The sequence below is a fragment of the Promicromonospora iranensis genome (genome assembly GCF_028994805.1).
Taxonomy (GTDB): Bacteria; Actinomycetota; Actinomycetes; order Actinomycetales; family Cellulomonadaceae; genus Promicromonospora; species Promicromonospora iranensis.
Genome location: NZ_JAJQQP010000001.1, coordinates 250,859 through 274,794 on the forward strand (window position 1 = coordinate 250,859; position 23,936 = coordinate 274,794).

23 protein-coding genes are annotated in these 23,936 nt (G+C 73.4%); 7 read left to right on the forward strand and 16 right to left on the reverse strand.

Annotated features, from left to right (window positions below):
* Window positions 1-65 precede the first annotated feature (65 nt).
* Complete coding sequence (locus tag LUM46_RS01060; protein WP_274991723.1) at window positions 66-1,271, reverse strand: Fic family protein; 1,206 nt, start codon at window positions 1,269-1,271, stop codon at window positions 66-68.
* 84 nt (window positions 1,272-1,355) lie between these two features.
* Here LUM46_RS01060 and LUM46_RS01065 point away from each other — a divergent pair, with 84 nt between their 5' ends.
* Window positions 1,356-2,033: a class I SAM-dependent methyltransferase gene (locus tag LUM46_RS01065; protein WP_274991724.1), complete on the forward strand. Its 678-nt coding sequence runs from the start codon at window positions 1,356-1,358 to the stop codon at window positions 2,031-2,033.
* A 25-nt stretch (window positions 2,034-2,058) separates the two neighbouring features.
* On the opposite strand, the gene LUM46_RS01070 is transcribed toward LUM46_RS01065, so the two are convergent.
* From LUM46_RS01070 to LUM46_RS01085, 4 genes are all read right to left on the reverse strand, one after another.
* Window positions 2,059-3,753: an FAD-dependent oxidoreductase gene (locus LUM46_RS01070; RefSeq protein ID WP_274991725.1), complete on the reverse strand. Its 1,695-nt coding sequence runs from the start codon at window positions 3,751-3,753 to the stop codon at window positions 2,059-2,061.
* Window positions 3,750-6,020, reverse strand: coding sequence for a molybdopterin oxidoreductase family protein (locus LUM46_RS01075; protein WP_274991727.1), 2,271 nt, complete (start codon window positions 6,018-6,020; stop codon window positions 3,750-3,752). The genes LUM46_RS01070 and LUM46_RS01075 overlap by 4 nt, the downstream gene beginning before the upstream one ends.
* Before the next feature lie 2 nt (window positions 6,021-6,022).
* Window positions 6,023-7,390, reverse strand: coding sequence for an MFS transporter (locus LUM46_RS01080; RefSeq protein WP_374726950.1), 1,368 nt, complete (start codon window positions 7,388-7,390; stop codon window positions 6,023-6,025).
* A gap of 267 nt (window positions 7,391-7,657) precedes the next feature.
* Window positions 7,658-8,047 (reverse strand): VOC family protein, encoded by a 390-nt coding sequence (locus LUM46_RS01085; RefSeq protein WP_274991728.1) that lies wholly within the window; start codon window positions 8,045-8,047, stop codon window positions 7,658-7,660.
* Window positions 8,048-8,137: 90 nt separating this feature from the next.
* Here LUM46_RS01085 and LUM46_RS01090 point away from each other — a divergent pair, with 90 nt between their 5' ends.
* Genes LUM46_RS01090 through LUM46_RS01100 form a run of 3 tightly spaced genes read left to right on the forward strand, consistent with a single transcriptional unit; the run spans window position 8,138 to window position 10,388 of the window.
* Window positions 8,138-9,496 (forward strand): molybdopterin molybdotransferase MoeA, encoded by a 1,359-nt coding sequence (locus LUM46_RS01090; RefSeq protein ID WP_274991729.1) that lies wholly within the window; start codon window positions 8,138-8,140, stop codon window positions 9,494-9,496.
* On the forward strand, window positions 9,493-10,131 hold the full coding sequence (gene mobA, locus LUM46_RS01095; RefSeq protein WP_274991730.1) for a molybdenum cofactor guanylyltransferase: 639 nt from the start codon (window positions 9,493-9,495) through the stop codon (window positions 10,129-10,131). The genes LUM46_RS01090 and mobA overlap by 4 nt, the downstream gene beginning before the upstream one ends.
* Entirely contained in the window at window positions 10,128-10,388 is a 261-nt protein-coding gene (locus LUM46_RS01100) for a DUF6457 domain-containing protein (RefSeq protein ID WP_274991731.1), read from the forward strand. The genes mobA and LUM46_RS01100 overlap by 4 nt, the downstream gene beginning before the upstream one ends.
* On the opposite strand, the gene LUM46_RS01105 is transcribed toward LUM46_RS01100, so the two are convergent.
* A complete protein-coding gene (locus LUM46_RS01105; protein WP_274991732.1) occupies window positions 10,378-11,703 on the reverse strand; it encodes an MFS transporter in 1,326 nt (441 codons plus the stop codon). The two genes, LUM46_RS01100 and LUM46_RS01105, sit on opposite strands and share 11 nt — an antisense overlap.
* Window positions 11,704-11,784: 81 nt before the next feature.
* Here LUM46_RS01105 and LUM46_RS01110 point away from each other — a divergent pair, with 81 nt between their 5' ends.
* The gene (locus LUM46_RS01110; protein ID WP_274991734.1) at window positions 11,785-12,594 is read left to right on the forward strand and encodes a helix-turn-helix domain-containing protein; all 810 of its coding nucleotides are present in this window, start codon (window positions 11,785-11,787) and stop codon (window positions 12,592-12,594) included.
* Between the two features lie 63 nt (window positions 12,595-12,657).
* A complete protein-coding gene (locus tag LUM46_RS01115; protein WP_274991736.1) occupies window positions 12,658-13,206 on the forward strand; it encodes a methylated-DNA--[protein]-cysteine S-methyltransferase in 549 nt (182 codons plus the stop codon).
* A 16-nt stretch (window positions 13,207-13,222) separates the two neighbouring features.
* Here LUM46_RS01115 and LUM46_RS01120 read toward each other — a convergent pair whose 3' ends face one another.
* Entirely contained in the window at window positions 13,223-14,401 is a 1,179-nt protein-coding gene (locus LUM46_RS01120; RefSeq protein ID WP_274991737.1) for a hypothetical protein, read from the reverse strand.
* Window positions 14,402-14,678: 277 nt separating this feature from the next.
* Here LUM46_RS01120 and LUM46_RS01125 point away from each other — a divergent pair, with 277 nt between their 5' ends.
* Complete coding sequence (locus LUM46_RS01125; RefSeq protein ID WP_274991738.1) at window positions 14,679-17,285, forward strand: DEAD/DEAH box helicase; 2,607 nt, start codon at window positions 14,679-14,681, stop codon at window positions 17,283-17,285.
* Between the two features lie 60 nt (window positions 17,286-17,345).
* On the opposite strand, the gene LUM46_RS01130 is transcribed toward LUM46_RS01125, so the two are convergent.
* From LUM46_RS01130 to LUM46_RS01170, 9 genes are all read right to left on the reverse strand, one after another.
* Window positions 17,346-17,579 (reverse strand): helix-turn-helix transcriptional regulator, encoded by a 234-nt coding sequence (locus LUM46_RS01130; protein ID WP_274991740.1) that lies wholly within the window; start codon window positions 17,577-17,579, stop codon window positions 17,346-17,348.
* A 4-nt stretch (window positions 17,580-17,583) separates the two neighbouring features.
* Window positions 17,584-18,450: an ABC transporter permease gene (locus LUM46_RS01135; protein ID WP_274991741.1), complete on the reverse strand. Its 867-nt coding sequence runs from the start codon at window positions 18,448-18,450 to the stop codon at window positions 17,584-17,586.
* Window positions 18,447-19,397: an ABC transporter ATP-binding protein gene (locus LUM46_RS01140; protein ID WP_445376104.1), complete on the reverse strand. Its 951-nt coding sequence runs from the start codon at window positions 19,395-19,397 to the stop codon at window positions 18,447-18,449. The genes LUM46_RS01135 and LUM46_RS01140 overlap by 4 nt, the downstream gene beginning before the upstream one ends.
* A gap of 102 nt (window positions 19,398-19,499) precedes the next feature.
* Entirely contained in the window at window positions 19,500-19,901 is a 402-nt protein-coding gene (locus tag LUM46_RS01145) for an Rv3654c family TadE-like protein (RefSeq protein ID WP_274991742.1), read from the reverse strand.
* Complete coding sequence (locus LUM46_RS01150; protein WP_274991743.1) at window positions 19,886-20,230, reverse strand: TadE family type IV pilus minor pilin; 345 nt, start codon at window positions 20,228-20,230, stop codon at window positions 19,886-19,888. Before LUM46_RS01150 ends, LUM46_RS01145 begins: the two co-directional genes overlap by 16 nt.
* Window positions 20,231-20,233: 3 nt before the next feature.
* Window positions 20,234-20,452 (reverse strand): DUF4244 domain-containing protein, encoded by a 219-nt coding sequence (locus tag LUM46_RS01155; RefSeq protein WP_274991744.1) that lies wholly within the window; start codon window positions 20,450-20,452, stop codon window positions 20,234-20,236.
* A gap of 150 nt (window positions 20,453-20,602) precedes the next feature.
* A complete protein-coding gene (locus tag LUM46_RS01160; RefSeq protein WP_274991745.1) occupies window positions 20,603-21,751 on the reverse strand; it encodes a type II secretion system F family protein in 1,149 nt (382 codons plus the stop codon).
* Complete coding sequence (locus LUM46_RS01165) at window positions 21,745-22,905, reverse strand: TadA family conjugal transfer-associated ATPase (protein ID WP_274991746.1); 1,161 nt, start codon at window positions 22,903-22,905, stop codon at window positions 21,745-21,747. The genes LUM46_RS01160 and LUM46_RS01165 overlap by 7 nt, the downstream gene beginning before the upstream one ends.
* Window positions 22,902-23,690, reverse strand: a complete 789-nt coding sequence (locus LUM46_RS01170; RefSeq protein ID WP_274991747.1) for a CpaE-like family protein — start codon at window positions 23,688-23,690, stop codon at window positions 22,902-22,904. Before LUM46_RS01170 ends, LUM46_RS01165 begins: the two co-directional genes overlap by 4 nt.
* Window positions 23,691-23,936 lie beyond the last annotated feature (246 nt).

The following is a 23,936-nucleotide window of genomic DNA, read 5'->3' on the forward strand; positions in this document are numbered from 1 at the left end:
CGGTGGTTACCCGGGCCGAACATCTTCCTCACAGGGCCGGGAGGGGGCCGGTGAGCGGGACCGGGCTACGTGCGGATCAGGCTCTGCGCGAACTGGTCCAGCACTGCGAGGATCCCTGGATGCTGCCAGACCCGGTTGCGGCGCAGGCCGGTTCGCTCCTCCAACACCCCTGCGTCAGCCAGCTGGCCGAGCGCGTTCTGTGCGCTCTGCGCCCCCAGGCCGACCTGGGCGGACAGATAGCTCGCATTGAGCACCGGGTGGGAGAGCAGGTGTGGAAGCACCTTCCACGCCGATGCCTGAGGACGCAGGCCGGCCATACGGTCGCGAGACTGCTCGAGCTGTGCCGCGAGGTCGTCGATCAGTCGGGCCCCTGCGGACGCCGCGAACCGCGAAGCAGCAGAGAACTGCTCGACGATCGGCCGCGCATCCCCGTCACGGTAGGCCGTGAGCGCTTGGAAGTACCGATCGGTGTCCTTCAGCAGGCCCGCCGATACGGGCGCCGTCGTACTCGTCACCAGTCGCTTGGCACGGAGCATCGAGTGCACGAGCGCACGGCCTGTCCTGCCGTTGCCATCTGAGAAGGGGTGGATGTTCTCGAACTGGGCGTGCGCCACGGCAGCCTGAACGACGACGGGCAGATCGTCCCTGCGCACGAAGGCCATCAAGTCCTCCATCGCCTCCGGTACGAGCGCTGCCTGCGGCGCGACGTGGGACGCTCCGCGAGGGGTCACGGAACTCGTCCCGATCCACACCAGCTGATCGCGCCACTGGCCGGCGTGCTCCTCCCGACCTCGCTGGCCCGACAGCAGCGCTCGGTGCATCTCGAGCACGGCGGCCGTATCCAGGTTGTCCGCCAGGTCGAGCGCGGCCTCCATGGCACGCACGTTCGCGACCACGGTCCGCGCGTTGTCCGACGTCGACTGGTCGATCTCCGCGAGCGCGAGCTGTCGTGCACCAACTGTCAGGTCCTCGATCTGCGACGACGACGTGGACTCGGTCCGCAGCAGGATGGAGCTCATCGGCCCGAGCGACGGGCTCGACTCCCCGAGTACGGCGCGGGCGTAGTCGTCGAACCTGCTCAGGGCAGCGGCCGCCTCTTCCGTATCAGCGGCGAGGTCGGCTGCGACGTCCGGAGCCCACCCCACGATCTGCGGCGGAACCGTCGAGCGGTACGGTCCTGAGGCCGCGGCCATCCGTGCACGGCTGGTCATGCCGTCAGGCTCGGCCATCCAGTACTCGGCCTCGTGCCGGAACGCAGGAACTTGGAGCATGAGTCCCACGCTAATCCAAGTTTCGGCGAAACTTGGATTAACGGGCATTGTCTGTTCCAAGTTTCGCGCCGCTACGGTGACCACATGGACATCCGGACCGTGCCCAACCCGCTGGTCCGCGCGGGCGGCCGCTGGCTGCACCGGGTCAACCAGCGGCACCCGTGGAGCCACAACGACCACTTCCACGGCTGGATCCTGCGGCGGCTCCCGGCCCGACGACGACGGGCGCTCGACGTCGGCTGCGGCGCCGGCCTCCTGCTGAGTCGCCTACGAAGCCGCTTCGACGACGTGTTGGGCGTGGACGCCGATGCCACCATGGCCGCCGTCTCGACCGAGCGGTTCGCCGGTGACCCGCGCGTCAGCGTGCGCCATGCCCGGTTCGAGGAGGTCGACGGCACGTTCGACACGATCACCCTGGTCGCGGTGCTGCATCACCTGCCGCTGGAGACCGCCCTGCGGCACGCCGCCGAGCTGCTCGAGCCGGGCGGTCGGCTGCTCGTCGTCGGCCTGGCGCGGGCCGAGAGCCTGACCGACCTGGCCTGGGACGTCCCGTCGTCGCTGCTCAACCCGCTGGTCGGGATGACCAGGCATCCACAGCCGGTCACGGAGCCTGTGGACGACGGCGGACCCGGGATGCCGATGCGTGACGCCGCCGAGACGTTCGCCGAGATCTCCGGTGTGGCACGCCGGGTGCTGCCGGGCGCGCGCCTCCGCCGTCGGCTGTTCTTCCGCTACACGCTGGAGTGGACCCGCCCGGCGTGACCGGCCGGAAGTCTGCGGGTTCCCGTCAGGCCGGTTCCGGGACCGGCTTCTTCGTCTCCTTCAGCCAGTCGACCAGGCCGCACACCGCGTCCCTGCACGAGCCGCAGCCCGTCGTCGCCCGGGTGTCGCGCGCGACCTCCTCGACCGTGTGGGCGTCCGCCCCGCACGCCTGCGTGATGTCGCCCTTGGTCACGCCGTTGCACCGGCACACCACCGCGTCGTCCGGCATGTGCTCGGGGGAGGACGCCGGGGCCGCGGTCGGCATCACCGGCGTCAGCAGCAGGAACGCGGGATCCATCGGGACCGGCGTGCGACGTGTGTAGGCGGCGGTGAGGTCGGCGGCGACCCGCGGGTCGCCCACGCAGGTGGCGCCCACGAGGATGCCGTCGGACACCACCACCTCGACGTACCGGCCGGCCGCCGGGTCGGCCAGGCGGACCGCGCGCTGCGTCGCACCGTTCGGGCGCGACGGCCCGCAGACACCCATGGTGGTAACGCTGAGCGGGCCACCCTTGACCTTCACGACGTCGGTCCCCCGCGTGTCGATACCGCGGTCCGACTGCGCGCGCGTGGTCGCGCCGCCTGTGATCAGGGCACCCAGGCGGACGGCCATGCTGGGCTGCGCGGCGTCGTGCGGCAGGCGGAGGTGGGCGGTGGGCTCGGCGGGCTCGGTCCCGAGAGGGCCGGACGCGGCGAGCTCGACGAGCGGGGAGACCGGCTCGACCAGCGAGACCAGCTTCTCGGCCAGACGGCGCGCCTGGTCCCAGCCCTCGGCGACGAGCCCGCGCGAGCCCTCCGGCGTCTGCGCGCAGTCGCCGATCGCGTGCACACGCGGGTCGTCAGGGCTGGCGAGATCGTGGCCGACGACGATGCCGCGGTCGGTCGAGAGCCCCGCCGCCGCGGCGATCCCGGTCTCGGGGATGGTGCCGACGGAGAAGATGATGAGCCGGGCGGCGACCACCTCGTCGCGCTGTCCTGCGCTTCCCTCGCCGGCCGAGCCGGTCGAGGCTCGGTCCGCGTTGTCCTTGACCCGGACACCCACCGCGCGTCCACCCGCCACGAGCACCTCGCTGGACAGGCAGTTCGGGAGCACCGTGACGCCCTGCCCCTCCAGGCCCGACCGGACGACGTCCGCGGCCTCCGGGTCGAGCTGGCGCTCCATGAGGGACTGCACGTTGTGGATCAGGGTCACGCTGAGCCCTCGGCCCGCGAGGCCGACCGCGGCCTCCAGCCCCAGCACGCCACCGCCCACCACCACGGCGCGGGGCGCGTTCACGGTGGCGGCGACGATCTCGCGGGCGTCGTCGAGGGTGCGCAGCGCGTGCACGCCGGCGGGCAGGCCGCCGTCGGCCGTACGGAGGCCGGGGATCGGCGGGATGCGGGCCGCCGCGCCGGTCGCCAGCACCACGTGGTCGTAGGGGTGCGTCGTGCCGTCGTCGGCGGTCACCACGCGTGACTCCCGGTCGATGCCGGTCGCCGCGACGCCTCGGAGCACGCTGACCCGGGCGCCGTCGGGCAGGGGCATGGTGATGGCGGCGACGTCGGTGCGGCCGGCCACCACGTCGCTGAGCAGCACCCGGTTGTACGGCTCGTACGGCTCGGCACCGAGCACCGTGATGTCGAACGCCTCGGGCTCGCGGCGCAGCAGCTCGTCGACGAGCCGTGAGCCGACCATCCCGAAGCCGACCACGACCACCTTCACTGGGACACGTAGGTTCATGTCGAGAGCTCCTTCGTTCGGCGTGCATCATCCTGGTGGTCGAGCGTGTCGAGACCAGGGCCGGTCTCGGCGCGCTCGTCCACCGGGGCGTCGGGCAACGGCGTGACGTCCACGGCGCAGACCTTGAACTCCGGCATGCCGGAGATCGGGTCGGTCGCGTCGGTCGTCACCTGGTTGACGGACCCGATGCCGCTCCAGTGGAACGGCATGAAGACGGTGTCGGGGCGGACGGCGTCGGTCCAGCGCGCGACGGCCTCGACCCGGCCGCGCGAGCTCGTGAGGCGCACGCGGGCGCCGTCGGGCACCCCGATGCGGGAGCCCAGCACCGGGTGCAGCTCGACGTAGGGCTCGGCCACGAGGCGCTCCAGCTCCGCCACGCGGTGCGTCTGCGCACCCGACTGGTAGTGCTGCAGCACCCGGCCCGTGACCAGGTAGAACGGAGCCCCGGGGCGGACGTCGTCGCTCGGGCCCCCGTGGTCGACGGCGACCATGCGCGCCCGTCCGTCCGGTGTGGCGAACCGTTCGAGGAAGAGCCGCGGCGTCCCCGGGTGCTCGGCCGGGGCGGCGGTGCCCGCAGCCGGGACCGGCCAGAACAGGCCCGGGCCGTCGGACGCCTCGTCGGCGTCGAGCCGCGCGTGGGACAGCCCGGAGTAGTCGGCGGGGCCGCCCGCGGAGGCGCGGGCCAGCTCGTCGAACACCACCGCCGGGTCGGTCGGGAACGTCAGCGGCTCGGACGCGCCGAGCCGGCGCGCCAGCTCGGCGAGGATCCACAGCTCGGAGCGCGCCTCGCCCGGGGGCGCCACGACGGCGCGACGGCGGATGACCCGCCCCTCGAGCGACGTCATGGTGCCCTCCTCCTCGGCCCACTGCGTCACGGGGAGCACGACGTCGGCCAGCAGCGCCGTCTCGCTCGGTACGAAGTCGCAGACGACCAGGAGCTCGAGGCTCTTCAGCCGCTCGATGACGCTGCTCGCGTTGGGGGCGCTGACCACGAGGTTGGACCCGTGCACCAGCAGCGCGCGCGGCCCGCCCGGCGTGCCGAGGGACCTGAGCAGCTGTACGGCGGGGAGCCCCGGCCCGGGCAGCGTCTCGGGGTCGACGCCCCACACGGCGGCGACGTGCTCGCGTGCGGCAGGATCGTCGATCTTGCGGTAGCCGGGCAGCTGGTCGGCCTTCTGCCCGTGCTCGCGGCCGCCCTGGCCGTTGCCCTGACCGGTGATGGCCCCGTAGCCCGACCCGACCCGGCCCGGCAGGCCGAGCGCGAGCGCGAGGTTGATCGACGCCGTGACCGTCGCGGTGCCCTGCGTGGACTGCTCGACACCGCGGCCGGTCAGCACGTACGCGCCGGTTCCGCCGTGCACCGGGGCGGCGGCGGCCAGCAGCCGGGCCACCCGCCGGAGCTCGGTGGCGGGCACTCCCGAGACCGACTCGACCCGCTCCGGCCACCAGCCGGCGACGGACCGGGCGACATCGTCGAACCCGGTGGTGCGCTCGGCGAGGTACGCGCGGTCGGCGAGCCCTTCCGCGAGCACCACGTGCAGCAGCCCGAGCAGCACCGCGAGGTCCGTGCCGGGCACGGGCGCGAGGTGCACGCCCTCGGCCGGCTGGCCGGAGGCAGGGTCCTCCGCCAGCCGGGCCGTCGCGGACCGCCGCGGGTCGACGACGACGAGCCCGCCCGCCGACCGCGCCCCGGCGAGGTGCTGCACGGCGGGCGGCATGGTCTCCGCCAGGTTCGAGCCGAGGAGCAGGACCGCCTGCGCGCCCCCGACGTCGGACAACGGGAAGGGCAGGCCGCGGTCGACGCCGAACGACCTGTTCATCCCGGCCGCCGCCGAGGCCATGCAGAACCGGCCGTTGTAGTCGATGTTCGGGGTGCGCAGCACCGTGCGGGTGAACTTGCCGAGCGCGTAGGCCTTCTCGTTGGTGAGACCGCCCCCGCCGAACACCGCCACCGACTCGGGTCCGTGCTCTGCGGCCAGGGCGGCGAGCCGGGACGCGACCAGGTCGAGTGCCGCGGCCCAGCTGACCGGCTCCAGCTCACCGGACTCGCCCCGGACCAGCGGGGTGACGAGGCGGTCGGACGCCCCGAGCACCGCCGCCGACGTCCAGCCCTTCTGGCACAGCCCGCCCCGGTTGGTGGGGAAGTCGCGCGGCTGCACCTCGGGCGCGGCGGTCACGTCCGTGCGGGAGCGCGTCAGCGACATCCCGCACTGCAGGGCGCAGTACGGGCAGTGCGAGTCGACGGCAGTTCCGGGGGAAGCGAGCATGTTCAGACCCGAGCCTCTGCCATGGCGCCGCGTCCGTAGACGAACCAGCACACGAAGGCCATCACGGCGTACACCCCGATGAACAGCCACAGCGCGGGGACGAGCGACCCGGCCGCCGTGGTGGACAGCGCGAACCCGCGGGGGATGAGGAACCCGCCGAAGGCGCCGATCGCGCCGGCGATGCCGATGCACCCGGCGGCGGCCTTCGCCGTCGCGCCGCTCACCCGGAAGACCGCAGGGATCATCCGGTAGACCGAGCCGTTGCCCACGCCCGTGGCCACGAACAGGATGAGGAAAGAGCCGAAGAACACGGGGAAGCTGCCCGTCCCGAGGGCCCAGATCGCGCCCATGGCACCGAGCGCCATCACGCCGAACGACCCGATGGTCATGATCATGCCGCCCACGCGGTCGGCGAGGATGCCGCCGAGCGGGCGGGCGATCGACCCGACGAGCGCGCCCAGGAAGGCGAGCGGCAGCGCGACGTCGGGGAACTCGGCCTTGAGCAGGGTCGGGAAGGCGCCCGCGTACCCGATGAACGAACCGAACGTGCCGATGTAGATGAAGCTGATGATCCACGTGTGCTTCTGGTGGACGGCCACGCCGAACGCGCGCGGGTCCGCCTTGGCCGTGGTGAGGTTGTCCATCCAGCGCCAGGCCAGGAACGCGGCGAGCAGGATGAACGGGATGAAGATGAGCCCGGCCCGCTCGAGCGCGACGCCGGCACCCGCCACGATGACGAGCGGGACCGCGAGCTGGACGGCCGCCGTGCCGATGTTGCCGCCCGCGGCGTTCCAGCCGAGGGCCGCGCCCTTCTCCCGCTCGGGGAAGAAGAACGAGATGTTCGCCATCGAGGACGCGAAGTTGCCGCCGCCCAGGCCCGCGAGCGCCGCCGCACCGAGCAGCACGGGGAACGGGGTGGTCGGGTCGCTGACCGTGAGGATGAGCGCACCGATCGGCAGCAGCAGGAGCAGCGCGGAGACGATGGTCCAGTTGCGTCCGCCGAACACGGGGACCGCGAACGTGTAGGGGATGCGGAGCGTGGCGCCGACGAGGGCGGGCACCGAGATGAGCCAGAACATCTGGTCGACGGTCAGGTCGAAGCCCGCCGCGGGCAGCTGCGGCACGACGATCGACCACAGGGCCCAGGCCCCGAACCCGAGGAACTCGGCGAAGATCGAGAGCACGAGGTTGCGGCGGGCGGTCCGGCGTCCGCCGTCCTCCCAGAGGGTCTTGTCCTCGGGGTCCCAGTGGTCGATCCAGCGTCCGGTGTACCGCTGGATGGCTGACCTCGGCGCCGTTTCGGTGGCGGTCGAGCCGATGGGCTCGCTCGCGGCCGAAGTCTGGTCGTCACGTGTTGTCGGAGTGGACACGTTGTCCTCCCTGCATGGGCGTATGCCCGACGACGCCGGGCGCGCCCGGATCGACAGGCGCCGGATCCGGGGCCGGCCCGACGTCGGACCGACGCGTATGAACCTAGGGAGGCGGTGTTTCATCGCCCGACAAAGAGCAGTTAATCGACCGTAAGGAAGAACGCACAGTCGTCTGCTGCGCCGTGTGAGGGGTTGCCCACGGCACCGGCACGCGGTGCACCGGTTCGAGGGCGACTACGGGACCGGGCTCTCGGGGCCGGCCGGGTGTCACCCGACCGGCGTCAGCACCTCCACGCGGTTGCCCGCGCCGTCGAACGTGTGGAAGCGCTCGTAGCCGTCGAAGGTGTGGCGGTCCTTCCAGGTGATCCCGAAGCCGAGCGCTTCCAGGCGGGCACCGATGGACTCGAGGTGCGCCACGTCGTCGGCCACCAGGGCCGGGTGCGCCTTGCGGGCGGGTGTGAACGGCTCCTGGACGCCGACGTGGATCTCGGCGGTCGTGCGGCCCTCCTCGTCGAAGTCGCGGAACCAGCAGAGGGCCCGGCCCGCAAGCCCTTCCGGCGTCGGGACCTCGGTGAGGCCGAGGCCTTCGCCGTAGAAGCGGCGGGCGGCGCCCTCGCCGCCGGGCGGGCAGGCAACCTGGACGTGATGAAGGCGCATGGCAGCGATTATGGCTGCTCACACCACCCGGCGTCAGGCTGTGCGGGCTCCGAAACCACTGTCGTCCCCGGCTGTCCTATGGTCGGACCCATGGAGCCGCAGGTGCGCAGCGTCACCGAGCACGTCGAGCACGTGCTCGCCCTGGTCGCCCCGCTGCGCGCCGGCACGCGGGACCTGGACGACGCGCTCGGCTCGGTCCTCGCCGAAGACCTGTATGCCGCGGTCTCCGTCCCACCCTTCGACAGCGCCGCGATGGACGGATACGCCGTGCGGTCGGCGGACCTGCCGCCCGACGGGAGCCCGGTGACCCTCCGGGTGACCGGCGACGTCGCGGCAGGGCCGAGCCGCCTGCCCGAGGTCAGGACGGGGCAGGCCGTACGGATCATGACCGGTGCCCCGCTCCCGTCCGGGGCGGACGCCGTGATCCCCGTGGAACACACCTCGACCGGCCGGTTCGTCGCGGGCGCGCCCCGGGCGGAGAAGTCCGTCACGCTCGCCCGACGGCCGCGGCCGCACGTCCGGAGCGCGGGCGAGGACGTACGCCAGGGGGAGCTCCTCGCGCACGCGGGGACGGAGGTGACGGCGGCGCAGGTCGGTGGGCTGGCCGCATCCGGGGCGGTGCGCGTACCGGTCCGACGCCGGCCGCTGGTCGCCGTCGTCTCCACCGGCTCCGAGCTGGTGCCTGTCGGCAGCGTGCTCGGCCCGGGGCAGATCACCGACTCCAACGGGCCGATGCTCGCGGCGGCTGCCCGCTCGGCCGGTGCCGACGTCGTCCGGTTCGGGCCGGTGCCCGACGACCTGGAGGCCCTTCGTCGAACGCTCGACCGGGCCGTGCGGGCTGGCGACGACGGCGCGCGGGCCGACCTGATCCTGACCGCCGGCGGCGTGTCGGCGGGCGCTGCGGACGTGGTCCGGGAGGTCCTGGCGGCATCGGCACCCGGGCCGGACGGCGGCTCCGGCGCGACCGACGTCGACGTCGCCACCGTCGCCATGTCCCCCGGCAAGCCGCAGGCGCTGGCCCGCTGGGGCGGCGTGCCGTGGCTGGCCCTGCCGGGCAACCCGGTGGGCGCTTACGCGTCGTTCGAGCTGTTCGCCCGCCCGGCCATCGACCGCCTTCGTGGCGAGAGCTCGTCGGGGCGGCACCCCGTTCGCGGGGTGTGGTGCTCCGAGTCGACGATGTCCACGCAGAGCGGCACACCTCGCGCGGTACGACTTGCCGCCGCGACGGGCTGGTCCGGATCGCCCGGACGGCTGCTCGTGCTCCCGGTCCGGCTCACCCCGCTGCCCGAGAGCGGCACGGTGGCCGGCGCGGGACCTGTCGGCGTCGTACCCGCGGGCTCCCACCACTCCCTCTCCGCGCTCGCCACCGCTGACGGCCTGGCCCTCGTCCCGCCGGACGTGGACAAGGTCCGCGCCGGGGACCTCGTCCGAGTACTGCTCCTGCGATGACGGTGCCCCTGTCCGACACGCCGCCCGGGGTCACCTACGACGCCGTGGTGCTGGCGGGCGGCCGAGCCGCGCGGCTGGGCGGTACTGCCAAGGCGCGCCTCGTCGTCGACGGCGAGCCGCTGCTCGACCGGGCGCTCACGGCGAGCGGCCGAGCCCGAGAGGTTGTAGTGGTGGGCCCGCCGGAGCTCGCCGACGCGCTGGCCGGCGTCCGCCCGGCGCCCGTGCTCACGCGGGAGGACCCCCCGTTCGGCGGCCCGGTCGCGGGCCTGGCCGCCGGTCTTCGCGCCCTCCCGACCCCTGCAGCGGCGTGGGTGCTGCTCCTGGCGGTGGACGTGCCGTACGCCGCGGGCGCGATCGCGCTCCTGGAACAGGCCGTCTCCCGTGCACCCGTGGACGGTGCCTACCTGGTGCGTGCGGGCCGGGCCCAGTGGCTGGTGGGCCTGTACCGCCGCGCTGCCCTCGACGCGGCGCTCCTCGGGATCGTCCCGGACGGTGCCCCGATGAAACGCGTGGTCGGCGGGTTTCGCTGCGCGGAGGTGCCCGACCGGGCAGGCTGGAGCGACGACATCGACACCCCGGCGGACGCGGCCCGGCTCGGGGCGACGACCGACGACCACCGAAAGGACCTGAGATGACAGATCTCGACAGCTGGGTAGAGGCGCTGGAGGCAGAGCTCGGCCTTCCGCGGGGGACCGTCGACGTCGCGGCGGTCCTCGACCTCGCCCGCGACGCCGCGCACGCCGTCGCCCGCCCGGCCGCACCGGTCACCACCTACGCGGTGGGCTTCGCTGCCGGCCTCGCCGCGGCCGGGGACATGGGCGCCACGGCGAGCAGCGGACCGGACGCGGCGGAGAAGGCGGGCAACCTCGCGGCGCGCTGGGTCACCGGCTGATCGCCGCACACGCCGAACCGGCAACGAGCACCGCAGCCGTCGCACCGAGCGCCCACGGCATGCCCGCCGCCAGGTAGATCCCCCCGATCGTGGCGATCGCCACGGTCTGCGCGACGAGCGGACCAGTGGTGTTGAGCGCCGAGAACGCGGACGCCCGGACGGGCGGAACCAGGTCCGAGAGGCCGGCGACCAGCGGGCTGTATCCCGCCGCGTGCCCGGCGCCCGCGAGCACGAGGAGCGGCGCGAGGCTCCACGGTGAAGCCCCGGTCGCGACCACGGCCACCACGGTCGCCAGCACGACCGGCCCGGCGACGGGAAGCGCACGCACCACACGTTCCGGCATCCGGGTCCAGGTCAGGCTCATGATCCCGAACCCCGCGGTGTACGGGAGAAAGGCGAGGCCGGCGGCGAGCGGTGTCCAGCCCAGATCGTCCTGGACGTGCAGCGTGAAGGTGAAGAGAAATGCCGCGTAGCAGCCCATCACCACGGCGCACGCGAGCAGGCCGGGCTTCATGCCGCGCGGTTGCAGCACGACAAGGTCGAGCACAGGTCGCCGCGCCCGTCCCCGGTGCCTGACGAACCACGCGAGCAGCACCAACGAACCGCCCAGGACGATCCACGTCCACCAGGGTGAGCCGGACTCCCGGCCCAGGGTGAGCGCCGCCGTGAACGCGGCCATGCCGAGCGCGAGGGCTGCGATGCCCGGCACGTCGAAGTCGCCCGCCCGTACTCGATCAGGTCGCACCACAGCTCCGCCCGGGGCGAGGACCCGTCCCGGCACCGCGAGCAGCAGGACGCCGACCGGCACGTTGACCAGGAACACTGGTCGCCACGACATGCCGAACAGGTCCGCCGACACCAGCAGGCCGCCGAGCACCTGGCCCAACGCGACCCCCAGGGCGAGGACCATCGAGTAGACGCCCACCGCCCGCCGTCGGGCAGCGCCCTGGAAGTGGTGCTGGATCAGCGAGAACACCTGCGGGACGAGCAGCGCCGCTCCCACGGCCTGCGCGGCGCGCGCCGCGACGAGCGCACCCGGCGTCGGCGCCAGGCCGCAGCACAGCGACGCGGCGGTGAAGACGGTCAGCCCCCACCGGAACACTCTGTGGTGGCCGAAGAGGTCTCCGAGCCGGGCTCCCGTGACGATCAGGCTCGCGAGCACCAGGAGGTAGCACGAGAGCACCAGCTGTTGCGTCGCGCCCGTCGCGCCGAGGTCCCGCTGGATGGCAGGGAGCGCGACATTGGCGATCGAGCCGTCCATCGACGCCATGGTCTGTGCGGTGAGGAGCACCGTGAGGAGCAGAGGTCTGCGCATCGCCCCAGCGTCCGACCGGGGGTGGGGCCGGGTCTTGAAGATCCTTGCTCGAGTGTCGGTGAGCGCGGCTACGGTGGCCGCGTGCGCCGGTCCACGCCCGTCCTCACCGCGCCCGAGTACTCGGTGCGGGTCGTCGCGTGCGCCGACGAGCACCACGGGTGGTCCACGGCGGAGCCGTCCGACTCGTTCGGGCTCGTCCTCCCCCGGCGAGGGCGCTTCCGGCTGATGAGCGAAGGTGTCGAGCAGGCCGTGGACGTCACGCAGGGCTACGCCCAGATGCCGGGCGTGGAGCAGCAGTTCGCGCACCCGTCCGGCGGTGACATGTGCACGTTCGTGTCCGTGGGCGCCAGGCTCTGGCGTGAGATCACCGGTGACCGGGCGGTGCCCCAGGTCGTGCGGGTCGACGGCGTCGCCGAGCTGGCCCACCGGCTCCTGCTGCGATCGGCGCGCGGCTCCGCGGACCCCGCCGAGCGCCTGGTCCGCACGGTGGCTGCCGCCGCACGAACCTCGCCGTCGGACGACGCCCCGGCTGCGGCCAGGACCCCGGGCGCGCGTGCTGCCCGCGCGCGCTTGGTCGCGCGGGCGCGGGACGCCGTGCTGGAAGACGTTCCCCAGGCGCGCGACCTGGTGAGCCTCGCCCGGGTGCTGGGAACCTCGCCCGCCCATCTCAGCCGGGTGTTCCAGGCGGAGACCGGTGCCAGCCTCACCCGATTCCGCAACCGGGTACGGGTCAGCCGGGTGCTGGAACGGCTCGAGGCAGGAGACGGCGACCTGGCCGCGATCGCCGGTGATCTCGGCTTCGCCGACCAGGCCCACCTGACCCGCACCGTCCGGGCCACGACCGGCGCCACCCCTGGCCGGTTGCGCCGGTCGTTCGCACCGGTTCCGTGAGTCTGGCGCGTACGCCTCGGACCGGCAGACCGGGTGTCGGTGGTCCCGCCTAGGGTGTGGCGCATGGACCGGAACAGGCTCGAGTTCGCGGTGATCCCGACCGCGATCGGCGAGTGCGCCCTCGTGTGGGACGAGAACGCGGAGATCGTCGGCTCGGCGCTGCCGCACGGCGGCGCCGACCAGGTCCGGGGCGCGGTCCGGGGCTGGTACCCGGGAGCCGTCGAGGCCCGACCCGCGCCGGTCGCACCGGCGGTCGAGGCACTGGTCCGGCTGCTCGACGACGGTGTCGGCGATCTCGCCGAGGTTCCCCTGAACATGAGTGCCGTGCCCGACTTCGACCGCCGGGTGTACGAGGTGGTGCGCGCCATCCCGCCCGGCGAGACCCGCACCTACGGCGAGGTGGCGGCCGAGCTGGGCTCGCCCGGAGCGGCTCAGGCCGTGGGCCAGGCGATGGGCCGCAACCCGTTCCCGCCGATCGTCCCGTGCCACCGCGTCCTGGCCGCGGGCCGCCGCGTCGGCGGGTTCTCCGCCCGCGGCGGCACACGCACCAAGCTGCGCATGCTGGAGACGGAAGGCGTCTACCTGGAGCAGCCCACGCTCTTCGACCTGTGAGCCGCTCCAGGCGCGGTCAGCGGACCGCGCTGGTCAGCGGGCTCGTGACGGTCTTGGTCACGTAGCCCGTCCTCGAACCCGTGACCACGACAGCGACCCGCTTGCCCTTGGCGGATGCGGGCACCTTGAACCAGTAGCTCGTCGCGCCCCGGACCGCGACGCCGCCGACTTTCCACTGGTACTTCACCGTGGACGGCTGCGGACTCCAGGTGCCGCGAACCGCCTTCAGCGTGGCGCCTACCTTGGTGGTGCCCGTGATCGTCGGCCTCGGCGCGACGAGGATGCCCGGTTTGATCGTCGCCGTGGCGGCACTGGCCACGGTCTTCGCGAGGTACTGGGTCTTCACCCCGGTCACCGCGACCGTGACCCTCTTGCTCCTCGCGGACGGCGGCAGCTTCCACGTGCGCGACGTCGCTCCCAGGACAGCCCTGCCGTCCAACCGCCACTGGTACTTCACGGCCTCCGGCACCGGGGCCCAGGTACCGTACGCAGCCTTCAAGGTGCTACCCACTCGCGTGGTGCCCGAGACCGAGGGCGACTTCGACACCACGAAGATCCCACCGACCTTCGATGTCCTGTTGCTGCCGCTGGACGTGGTCGCATAGTTTGCCCGCGCACCGGTCACCACGACGGAGATCTTCTTGCCGAAGGCAGATCGTGGAACGACAAGCTTCGAGCCGTTCTCGCCCGGGAGCACCTCGCCGTCGACCCTCCACACATACGTGGTCGACGACGGGAGCGGCGTCCACGTACGCGGATCGGCCACGAGCGTCTCACCCACGCGTGCCGTGCCGACGATGGCGGGCATGTCCGCCTCGAACTGGCCCAGTGCGACCGCGACCGACGTGGTGACCGAGGACGGCTCCAACCGGTCCGAGCCCGTGTAGGAGAGCTCCAGATCCCGCCTACCCGGCACGATGTTGCTCAGGTCGATCGGGAGGGGCTGCAGGGTCAAGGAGGCTGCGCCACGACCCACCTCGACACCATCGATCCGCGCCAGGATCTCGCCTCCGGCCTCGTCCACCTGGCCGTAACTGGCGACCCGCACCTGGACGGACCCGGTCCCACCGTGCACCAGGCCACTGACGCTACCGACGGCGAGCCAGCTGGAGCTCGGGATGTCGCCGCCCTCGCCGGAGGATGTCAGCACCTCGGCGGCTCCCGGCTCGGCAGCCGCCGGGAACGCAGCCGTCACCGGGAAGAGGCCAAGAGCAGCGGCGACGGTGCCTGAGACGAGCAAGGAGCCCACTCGTGACAACGAGCGGACGTTGAGGAAGCGCGGCATGGGTCCGTTCCGGTACGAGGTGGAAGGTCGCATGGAATCTACCGGTGGCCACGGGGCAAGACACCAGGTCGGTGGATCAAAGAGGGGTGAATTCCTGTGCTCGGCACGGTCGCACGGGCAGCCCCGGCATCTGCTGTGCGCGGCCGTCCACAACGCCGCCCCGCCACGCGGTGCGACACTGTCCAGCGTGCCTGACGTCTCCCTCCACCCCCTCCTCGACGTGCTGCTCGCCGGTGGCGCGCGCGCCGAGCGGCTGACGGCGTCTCGCACCTTTCCGGAGCGCGCCGCGGAGCACGCGAGCTGGCCGCGCTGGGCGGACGCGACGGTGGTGCAGGGGTACCGGAAGCTCGGCGTCGAACGGCCGTGGACGCACCAGGCGGTGGCCGCCGACCTCGTCCACCAGGGGCGGCACACGGCCCTCGCGACGTCTACCGGGTCGGGCAAGTCACTGGCGTTCTGGCTCCCCGCGCTCTCCGCGGTGCGGACCGCCGCTGCTGCCGCCACGCTCGACCCGGGGAACATCCAGTCGGCGCACATCCGCCCGACGACGATCTATCTCAGCCCCACGAAGGCCCTGGCCGCCGACCAGCTGAGCGCGCTCGAACGCATCCTCGACGCGGCCGGCACCCGCGACGTCCGCGTCGCGACGTGCGACGGCGACACCTCGCGCGAGGAACGCTCGTGGGTCCAGGACCACGCCGACGTCGTGCTGACGAACCCCGACTTTCTCCACTACGCCCTGCTGCCGAACCATCGTCGCTGGTCCCGGCTGCTGAAAGGGCTGCGATACGTGGTGGTCGACGAGGGCCATGCCTATCGCGGGGTCTTCGGCGCGCACGTCTCCCTGGTGCTGCGGCGGCTCGCGCGGCTCGCGGCGCGGTACGGGGAGGGCTCGCCCACCTTCGTCGTCGCCTCGGCCACGACGGCGGAGCCGGCGGTCAGCGCGGCCCGTCTCATCGGCGTCGCGCCCGACGACGTCACCGCCGTCACCGAGGACGCCTCACCTTCCGGACGTCGCACCGTGGTCCTCTGGCAGCCGCCCGAGATCGTCGGCTGGCGCCCGCCCGCGGACGGCGAGGCCGGTGCCGACGTCGACACGACGTCGTCGATGCGGCGGGCCGGCCACGACGAGCCGGACCCCTGGGCGCTGCCCGCCACCGAGCCCGACCCGGAGCCCGACCCGGAGGCCGAGCCGGTGGCGACCGAGGCCCCGCCGGAGCATCCACGCCGGTCGGCGACCGCAGAGGTGGCCGACCTGCTCGCCGACCTGTCCGCGGCGGGCGCCCGCACCCTCGCGTTCACGCGATCGCGGCGCGGTGCGGAGTCGGTGGCCCAGCAGGCGCGCGACCATCTGCGCCACGCCGCCCCCGACGCCGCCCGCCGGATCGCCGCGTACCGCGGCGGCTATCTTCCGGAGGAACGGCGCGAGCTGGAGCAGGCTCTCCGCAGCGGCGACCTGCTCGGCCTGGCGACGACCAACGCCCTCGAGCTCGGCGTGGACATCTCCGGCCTGGACGCCGTGCTGATCGCCGGATGGCCGGGCACGCGCATGTCGCTCTGGCAGCAGGCAGGCCGTGCCGGACGCGCGGGAGCGGACGGCCTGGTCGCGTTCGTCGCGCGGGAGGACCCGCTGGACACCTACCTCGTGACGCATCCCGAGGCGGTGTTCGACGCGCCGCTCGAGGCCACGGTGTTCGACCCGGCGAACCCGCACGTGCTCGCCCCGCACCTGTGCGCTGCGGCGCAGGAGGCGCCGCTCCGGGCCGAGGACCTCGCGGCGTTCGGCGACCCCGACCACGTCCGGGGGATCCTGAAGGTGCTGGTCGCCCGAGGTGCGCTCCGGCGTCGGACCTCCGGGTGGTACTGGACCCACCATCAGGCCGCGGCGGGCCTCACCGACCTGCGGGGAGCGGGCGGTACGCCCGTCCGCGTGGTGGAGCAGGGCACCGGCCGCATGCTCGGCACCGTCGACGCCGCGTCGGCGGACGGTCAGGTGCACGACGGCGCCGTCTACGTGCACCAGGGCACGACCTACGTGGTGGCGCACCTGGACCTGACCGACCACACCGCCGTCGTGCAGCGACGCCGGCTCGACTACGGCACCTGGTCCCGTTCGGTCATGTCAGTCGCCATCGAGGGCTGGGGCGAGGACGCCGAGGCGTCCGGCGACCCGGGTGTCGAGGCCGAGCACGAGGACGGCCCCGGACATGACCTGGTCACGCGTGAATGGGGACCGATCACCTGGGGTCTCGGCCCGGTCGAGGTGACGTCGCAGGTGGTGAGCTTCCAGCGGCGCCGCATCCCGGACATGCAGGTGCTGGGGACCGAGCAGCTGGAGCTGCCCGAGCACACGCTCGGCACGGTCGCCGTCTGGTGGTCGGTGCCCGAGTTCGTGCTGCGGGCCGCCGACATCACCCCCGAGCAGACGCCGGGCGCGCTGCACGCCGCCGAGCACGCATCGATCGGCCTCCTGCCGCTGCTGGCGACCTGCGACCGCTGGGACCTCGGCGGGGTCTCGACGGAGCTGCACCCGGACACCGGCGAGGCGACGGTGTTCGTCTATGACGCCTATCCGGGCGGCGCAGGTTTTGCGGAACGGGCGTACGACCTGGGTGCGACGTGGCTCCGGGCCACCCGGGACGCGATCGCGGCATGCCCCTGTGCCGACGGGTGCCCCGCGTGCGTCCAGTCCCCGAAGTGCGGCTCGTACAACGCTCCGCTCGACAAGGCGGCGGCCGTACGGCTCCTGGACGCGGTCCTCTCCCACGAGCCCCACCCCAACGCCTCGATGTGAGCGTGATCGTTGCGCCTCGAACGGACGCATCGTCGCAACGATCACGCTCACGACCAACGCCTATTCGCCGAGACGCTTGAACGGGGTCGTCGAGAAGATCACCTCGACGGCCACCCCGAAGTACTCCGCGATCCGCAGGGCGAGGTGCAGCGACGGGCTGTACTCGCCCCGCTCGAGGTACCCGACGGTCTGGTAGTGCACCCCGAGCGCCTCGGCGAGCTCCCGCCGCGAGACGCCGCGTTCGGCGCGCAGCATCGCTATGCGGTTGTGGACGACGTCGGACTGCTCTCCCACCAACTCAGTACCCCTGGCTCATATAGCGCTCCCTGGCCGCCGCCACTGTAGAACCCGACTCCCGACGGGCCATCCTGCGCAGCACGATCGGCGCGAGCACCATACCCAGCACCGCCCAGACGCCGAGCACCGCGAACATCTCGGCAGTGCGCCACGACTCGCCGATCTCCACCGACGCCATGGACTCCGGGAGCATGGCCGACCGGGCACCCAGCCCGAGCCAGTAGTACGGGAACACCTGTCCCACCCACTGCAGCCACTCGGGCAGCGCCGTGATCGGGTAGAAGATTCCCGACGGCACGATGAGCAGCATCGAGCCGAGGAACAGCAGGCCGGTCTGCGAGGCCCGCTTGAGCAGTGAACCGAGGGCGACGCTGATCGGCACCGTGGCGAGCATCCCGAAGAGGAAGATCAGGACCAGCAGGACGAAGGTGCGGACGTCGAGCCGCAGATCCCCGGCCACCGCGAACGCCGGGATGATGAGCGCCACGAGGCTGACCGCGGTGGTCAGGGCGAACATCAGGATCTTGCCGACGAGGTAGCCGATCATCCCGTTGGGCGTCGCCTTGGCCCGCAGCAGCGTGCCGTCCTCCCGGTCGACGGCGATCGTGCTGGCCGGACCGGTCAACCCACCGAACCCGATCGACATGCCGACGAGGCTCGGCAGCACCATGGCGCCCAGCGCGAAGTCGGTGCCGGGCACCGTGCTGCCCTGCATGAACAGCAGGACCACCAGGTAGATGATCGGGAACGCCAGGTTCCAGACGAGGTCGCCCGGCTCCCGGAGCGAGTACTTCGTCTCGAGCCAGCCCCGGGACAGCCCGGCACGTACTGCCGCCCACCGTGCGTCGGTCCGCGTGGTCGTGGTCATGACTGCACCTCCTCGGTCCGCTCGGACGGTGCCTGCCCGGGCCCGCCGGCATCGGCGGTGTTCTTGTCGGGGCCGCTGGTCTCGGCGCCGCTGGTCTCGGCCCGGTGGACGAGCGACATGTAGGTGTCCTCGAGGCTGGCTCGCTTGACCTCGAGCTCGGTGACCTCCTGGTCCCGCGCGAGCAGGCCTCGGACGAAGCCTGTGGGATCGCCCTCGGTCACGGCGTGGACGTGCCGGCGCCCACCGGACGTCCAGCGCACCTCCGCCTGGGTGGTCAGCTCGCGCGCGAGCTGTTCCGCGGAACCGTTGGCGACGATCGTGCCCCCGTCGAGCACGATGATCCGGTCGGCCAGCTTCTCGGCCTCGTCGAGGTCGTGCGTGGTGAGCAGGATCGTCGTGTTCTCGAAGTCCGCCAGGCGGTGCACCAGGTCGTGGAACTCCCGACGCGCGTGCGGGTCGAAGCCCGCCGTCGGCTCGTCGAGGAAGACGAGTTCCGGCCGCCCCACGATCCCGATCGCCACGTCCAGGCGACGTCGCTGCCCACCCGACAGGTTCTGCACCTTCGCGTTCGCGTGCTCCGCGAGACCGACCATCCTGATCAGCTCGTCGACGTCCCAGGGCCGCGTGACCTCAGGGGTCGAGTACGGGACGTAGAACCGCGCGAGGTACGCGAGCAGCTCTCGCACCTGCCATCTGCCGTGGTCGCGCCACGACTGGAGCACCACACCGAGCCGCGCGCGCCATGCCTCGTCGGCGTGCGCGGGGTCCTGGCCGAGCACCAGGACCTCGCCGGCGGACCGCATGCGGAACCCCTCGAGGATCTCGATCGTGGTGGTCTTGCCCGCACCGTTCGGGCCGAGCAGGGCGAGAACCTCGCCCCGGTGGGCCTCGAACGAGACCCCCGTGAGGACGTCTTTCGTCCCGTACCGCATTCGTAGGTCGCGCACATCGAGCGCCACGTCGCCCGTCGGCGGAGGCGCATCCCGAACGCTCGTTGCATCTCCCGTACTTTTCATAGCAGGAATACTACGACCTGTACTGAACGCATGTCACCCCATTTCCCCGCTGGGGCCGGGTGCGGTGGCTCGCGGCCCGGCCCGCGCGCTCGCCCTCGCCTCGCCGAGGGCACCACCCGGGCCGCCCGCCGCCCGGGTCGCCACCACCCGCACGACACCGCCACCGAGCACCGCGCAGGAAGCGACCTCCGCCCCGTTGCGTGACACGGCGGCCCCTGCCGTACCGCACGGATCGAAACCGTCCCGCAGTGCGGTGGCACCGGCGAGTGCTCCGAGATCTGCTGCGGCCTGCGCCGCCCCGCGCGCGTTCTGGGCGGCGCCGAGCGCCGCGATCCCGACGGCCAGCAGCAGGATCGCGGCGACGATCCCGAGCACCAGGACCGTCCCGGCGCCACGCTCGGAGTCCCGGCACTCCGACCTCACGGCTCCGCCCATGCCGTCGCCGTGCCCGTGGCCCGCAACGTCCCGGACAACCAGCCGCCCGCCACGGGGCGCGTCACGGTCACCCGCACCCACTCGCCCTCGTGCGCGAGCGCGAGCTCAGCCTCAGGACCGCCGACCCGAGCCACCACGGCACTCACCGCAGCGCCCTGTTCTCCGATCGCCACCGCACGCGCCCCCGCGCGGGCCGCGTCCATGGCACGCATCTGCGCCGTGGACGCGGCCGCGAGGGTGAGCACGGCGACGAGGACGAGGACCACGACGGGTAGCCCGATGGCCAGCTCCGCCGTGACCGTGCCCCGCTCCGACCCACGTTCCGCCATGGGTCAGCCGATCGTGAGCGCCGACTGGACCAGCGACGTGAGCATCGCCTTCACGTCACCGCCCTTGAGGATGACCATCAGGGCGCCCGCGAACCCGGCGGCAGCGATCGTCGCGATCGCGTACTCGGCGGTAGCGAGCCCCCTCTCCGACTCGCGCTCGTCAACGTCGCTCTCCGCCCGGTCCTCCGGTTCAGGGCTGGCCACCGCTGTCTTCGTCGTCATGTCTTCTCCTTGTCCGCCCGTCTCCGGGCACAGCGGCCCGCTGCTGCGGGCCTTCTCGACGGCCCGCAGCAGCGGGCCCCGCCCGCCGTGCGGCGGACGGCACCGGCGCACCTGAGCGCGCCGAAGCTCTGGTTCCTGCCCGACGTCGGCTCAGCCGGCGAGCAGGTCGATCCCGAGTGCCAGCAGCACCGGCACGAGCCCCACCAGCACGAACGCGGGCAGGTAGCAGGTACCCAGCGGGAGCACGAGCCGCACCCCGAGCCGGGCGGCCGCGGTCCGTGCCGTGGCTCTGCGCTCGTGTCGCACCTCCTCTCCGGCGGCTCCGAGCGCCTCGCCCGGCGCGGCACCGTCCAGCCAGGCACCGCGCAGGGCCCGGACCATCGGGGCGAGCTCTCCGCGAACGCCGGTCCAGGCGCGCTCCCAGTCCGCCCCGAGGACGAGTGCGTGGGCGGCCCTGGTCAGCTCCAGCCCGTCGGAGCCCCCGACCGCCACGCCGGTGGCCTCGAGCGCTCGTGGCACCCCGGCCCCGGACCGCAGAGCCGCGGCCACGAGCGCCAGCACCACCTGGACGTCCACGCCCGCCTGATCGGCACCGCGGGCAGCGGCCACCAGCCGGTCCGACCAGATCCGGCCGCCCACGAGCAACACGAGCCCCATGCCGACAGCCAGGCTGCCGATACCCCCGTCGGTGGCTGTGCCCACCGGGTCGGCACCGAGCGCCCACCCGAGAAGCCCGCCGACGATCGGCAGCCACATGAGCAGCCGCCCTGTCGTCCGGGGCCCGGCGAGCGCCGCGTCCCGCTCGGCTCTCGCCTCGGCCTCCGCGACGAGCGTCGCCGCGACCTGTTCCAGCACCCGCCCGAGCGGCGCGCCGACGTCGAGCGCGAGCCGGGTCGCCGCGGCTACCGCCTCCGCGTGCCGTACACCGAGCACCCGGGAGAGCTCGTCGACGTCAGGCACCCCCGTGAGGTCCACGCCCACGTCCGCCGCGCGGGACCACGCGACCCCGGGCGGCGACCCCGCCCTGAGCAGCGCGACCACCTGCATCACGACCACCCGCACGTCACCACCAGGGCCTCGTGCGACGCGGAGCGTGCGCCGTCGCCGGGCCGCGGACGTCACGTCGACCACCGGCGCGACGCCGGTGAGAGCACCGGTCAGGGCGCCCGGTTCCGGGCCGGACGCCCGCCCAGGAGGAACGAGCACCTCCCGTAGCCGGCGGCCGCCGCGTGCCAGCATCAGCCAGGCACCGATCGCCACGAGCAGTCCCACACCCCACGACTCCGCGAACCTCACCACGGCCCGTACCTGCCCGTCAGGTCCGCCCAGGCGCCCGGCTCGACCGCACAACCGCCGCTGCCGTCCCACCGTGCGGCCGGCCGGACCTCCAGCTCCCCGCTCGGGCCGCGCCCCACGAGCCCGATCTCCGCCAGGTAGCGGGCACCGTGCGATCGCCGGAGGTGCAGCACCACGTCCAGGGCGCCGGCTGCCTGTGCGGCTACGGCCTCACGAGTCATGCCGGCCAGGCTCGCGAGCGCCTCCAGCCGAGCCGGGACCACGGCCACGGCGTTGGCGTGCAGGGTCGCGAACCCGCCGTCGTGCCCCGTGTTCATGGCCATGAGGACCTCCCGCACCTCGGCACCTCGGCACTCGCCGAGCACTATCCGGTCGGGGCGCATACGCAGCGCGTTCCGCACGAGGTCCGCGAGGCCCACCGAGCCCGCGCCCTCGACGTTGGCGCGACGGGCGGCGAGGTGCACCACGTGCGGGTGCGTGGGTCGCAGCTCGCGGGCCTCCTCGACGGTCACGACGCGCTCGTCGTCGGGCACCAGGGAGAGCAGTGCCGCGAGCAGGGTGGTCTTTCCTGTGCCGGTACCGCCACTGACGAGCACGTTCGCTCGCCGCAGCACGAGGGAGCGCAGCAGGCCTGCCCACTGCCTCGGCAGGGCGCCGCCCGCCACCAGCTCGTCGAGCGTGAACGCCCGGGTGCGGAGCACCCGCAGCGAGATCACCGCGCCGGTCTCGGCCAGTGGTTCCAGCACCGCGTGCAGGCGGGTGCCGTCAGGCAGGCGGGCGTCCACGGTCGGGCAGGCGTCGTCGAGCCGCTGGCCGCCGAGCGCGGCGAGCCGGACGGCCAGCGCTCGCACTCCGGTGGCCGAGCCGAGATGCACCGGTACCCGCTCGAGCCCTCCGCCGCGGTCGACCCAGACGTCGTCGGGGCCGTTGACCAGCACGTCGGTGACGTCAGGTGCGTCGAGGAGCGACTGCAGCGGTCCGGCACCCGTGAGCTCTGCGCGGGCGGCACGCTCCAGGTCCCGGAGCGCGTCCGACCCGAGCACCCGCCCGGAGTCCCGCACCGCCTCGCGGACGGCCTCGCCCGCGCCGGTGCGGCCCGCCGCGAGGCGCGCGCGGACGTCGTCGAGCAGGGAGGTCTCGCCGGCGGGGGCGCTCACAGGGCGGCCGCCGCGTCGGCAGCGAACCGGCCGAGCGTGGTCCGGTGCGACATCGCCGGCCCGTCACCCCGCTCGATCGCCCGGGCGAGTCCCGCGTCGCGACCCATCACCGCGACGACCGGCAGCCCGAGCGCTGCGGAGACGTCGTCCTCGTCGACAGCGCCCGGTGCCGGGCCACGCACCACCACCCGCACGTCCGGCACACCGGCGCTCCGCAGGGCGTCGCGCACACGTTGGGCGCCCACGGTCGCCGGCAGCGTCAGCGGCACCACGACCAGCACCGTGTCGCACCCCGCGAGCAGCGTGCGCACCGCCAGCCCGTCGCTGCCCGGTGCCTCGGCCGCGACGCCCCCGCCCCGGCGGGTGGCGGCCCCCCACGCACCGGGGCGTGGCAGGTCGAGCACCAGGGTCTCGCCGGCCCGCACCAGTCCGCGGCAGACGCCGAGCACCACGTCGTCGTCCGACGGCGCTCCGGACGCCGTACCGCTCAGCACCGGCACCGTGCCCCAGCGCGGCAGTGCCGCCACCACTCCGGCGCCGTCGACCTCTCCACGCGCCTCGACGAGGTCCGGCCAGCGCGCCCCGCGCCCGCCGTCGGCCCCGAGAAGCAGGTCGGTACCCGGTGCGTGCGCGTCGAGATCGACGAGCGTGGCGCGCTCGCCGCTCCGGCGCAGGCCGTGCGCCACGCATGCGGCGACCACCGACGCACCCGCTCCCCCGCACGCGCCGACCACGCCGATCACCCGCCCCGGCTCCGGCACCATGCCGCCCGCTGTGCTGACCATCGCCGCCTCCTCGTCCGGGCCGTCCCGGACCATCGCCGGGCCTGCGACCCGGTCCTCGCCCCGGCTGGCTGCCCGGGCTCCGCAATCAGGTTGGGCGTTCGTCGCGGGGCGGAGGCGCCCTGGCCCGCCTGGTTGTGCACAGGCTGGGGAAAGTCGTGGTTGTGGTCGGGCTCGCTCCCCCGTGCCACGGTGACCAAGGGCTGCGGGTCGAACCGACGGGTTTCATCCGGACGGCGGCACACCACG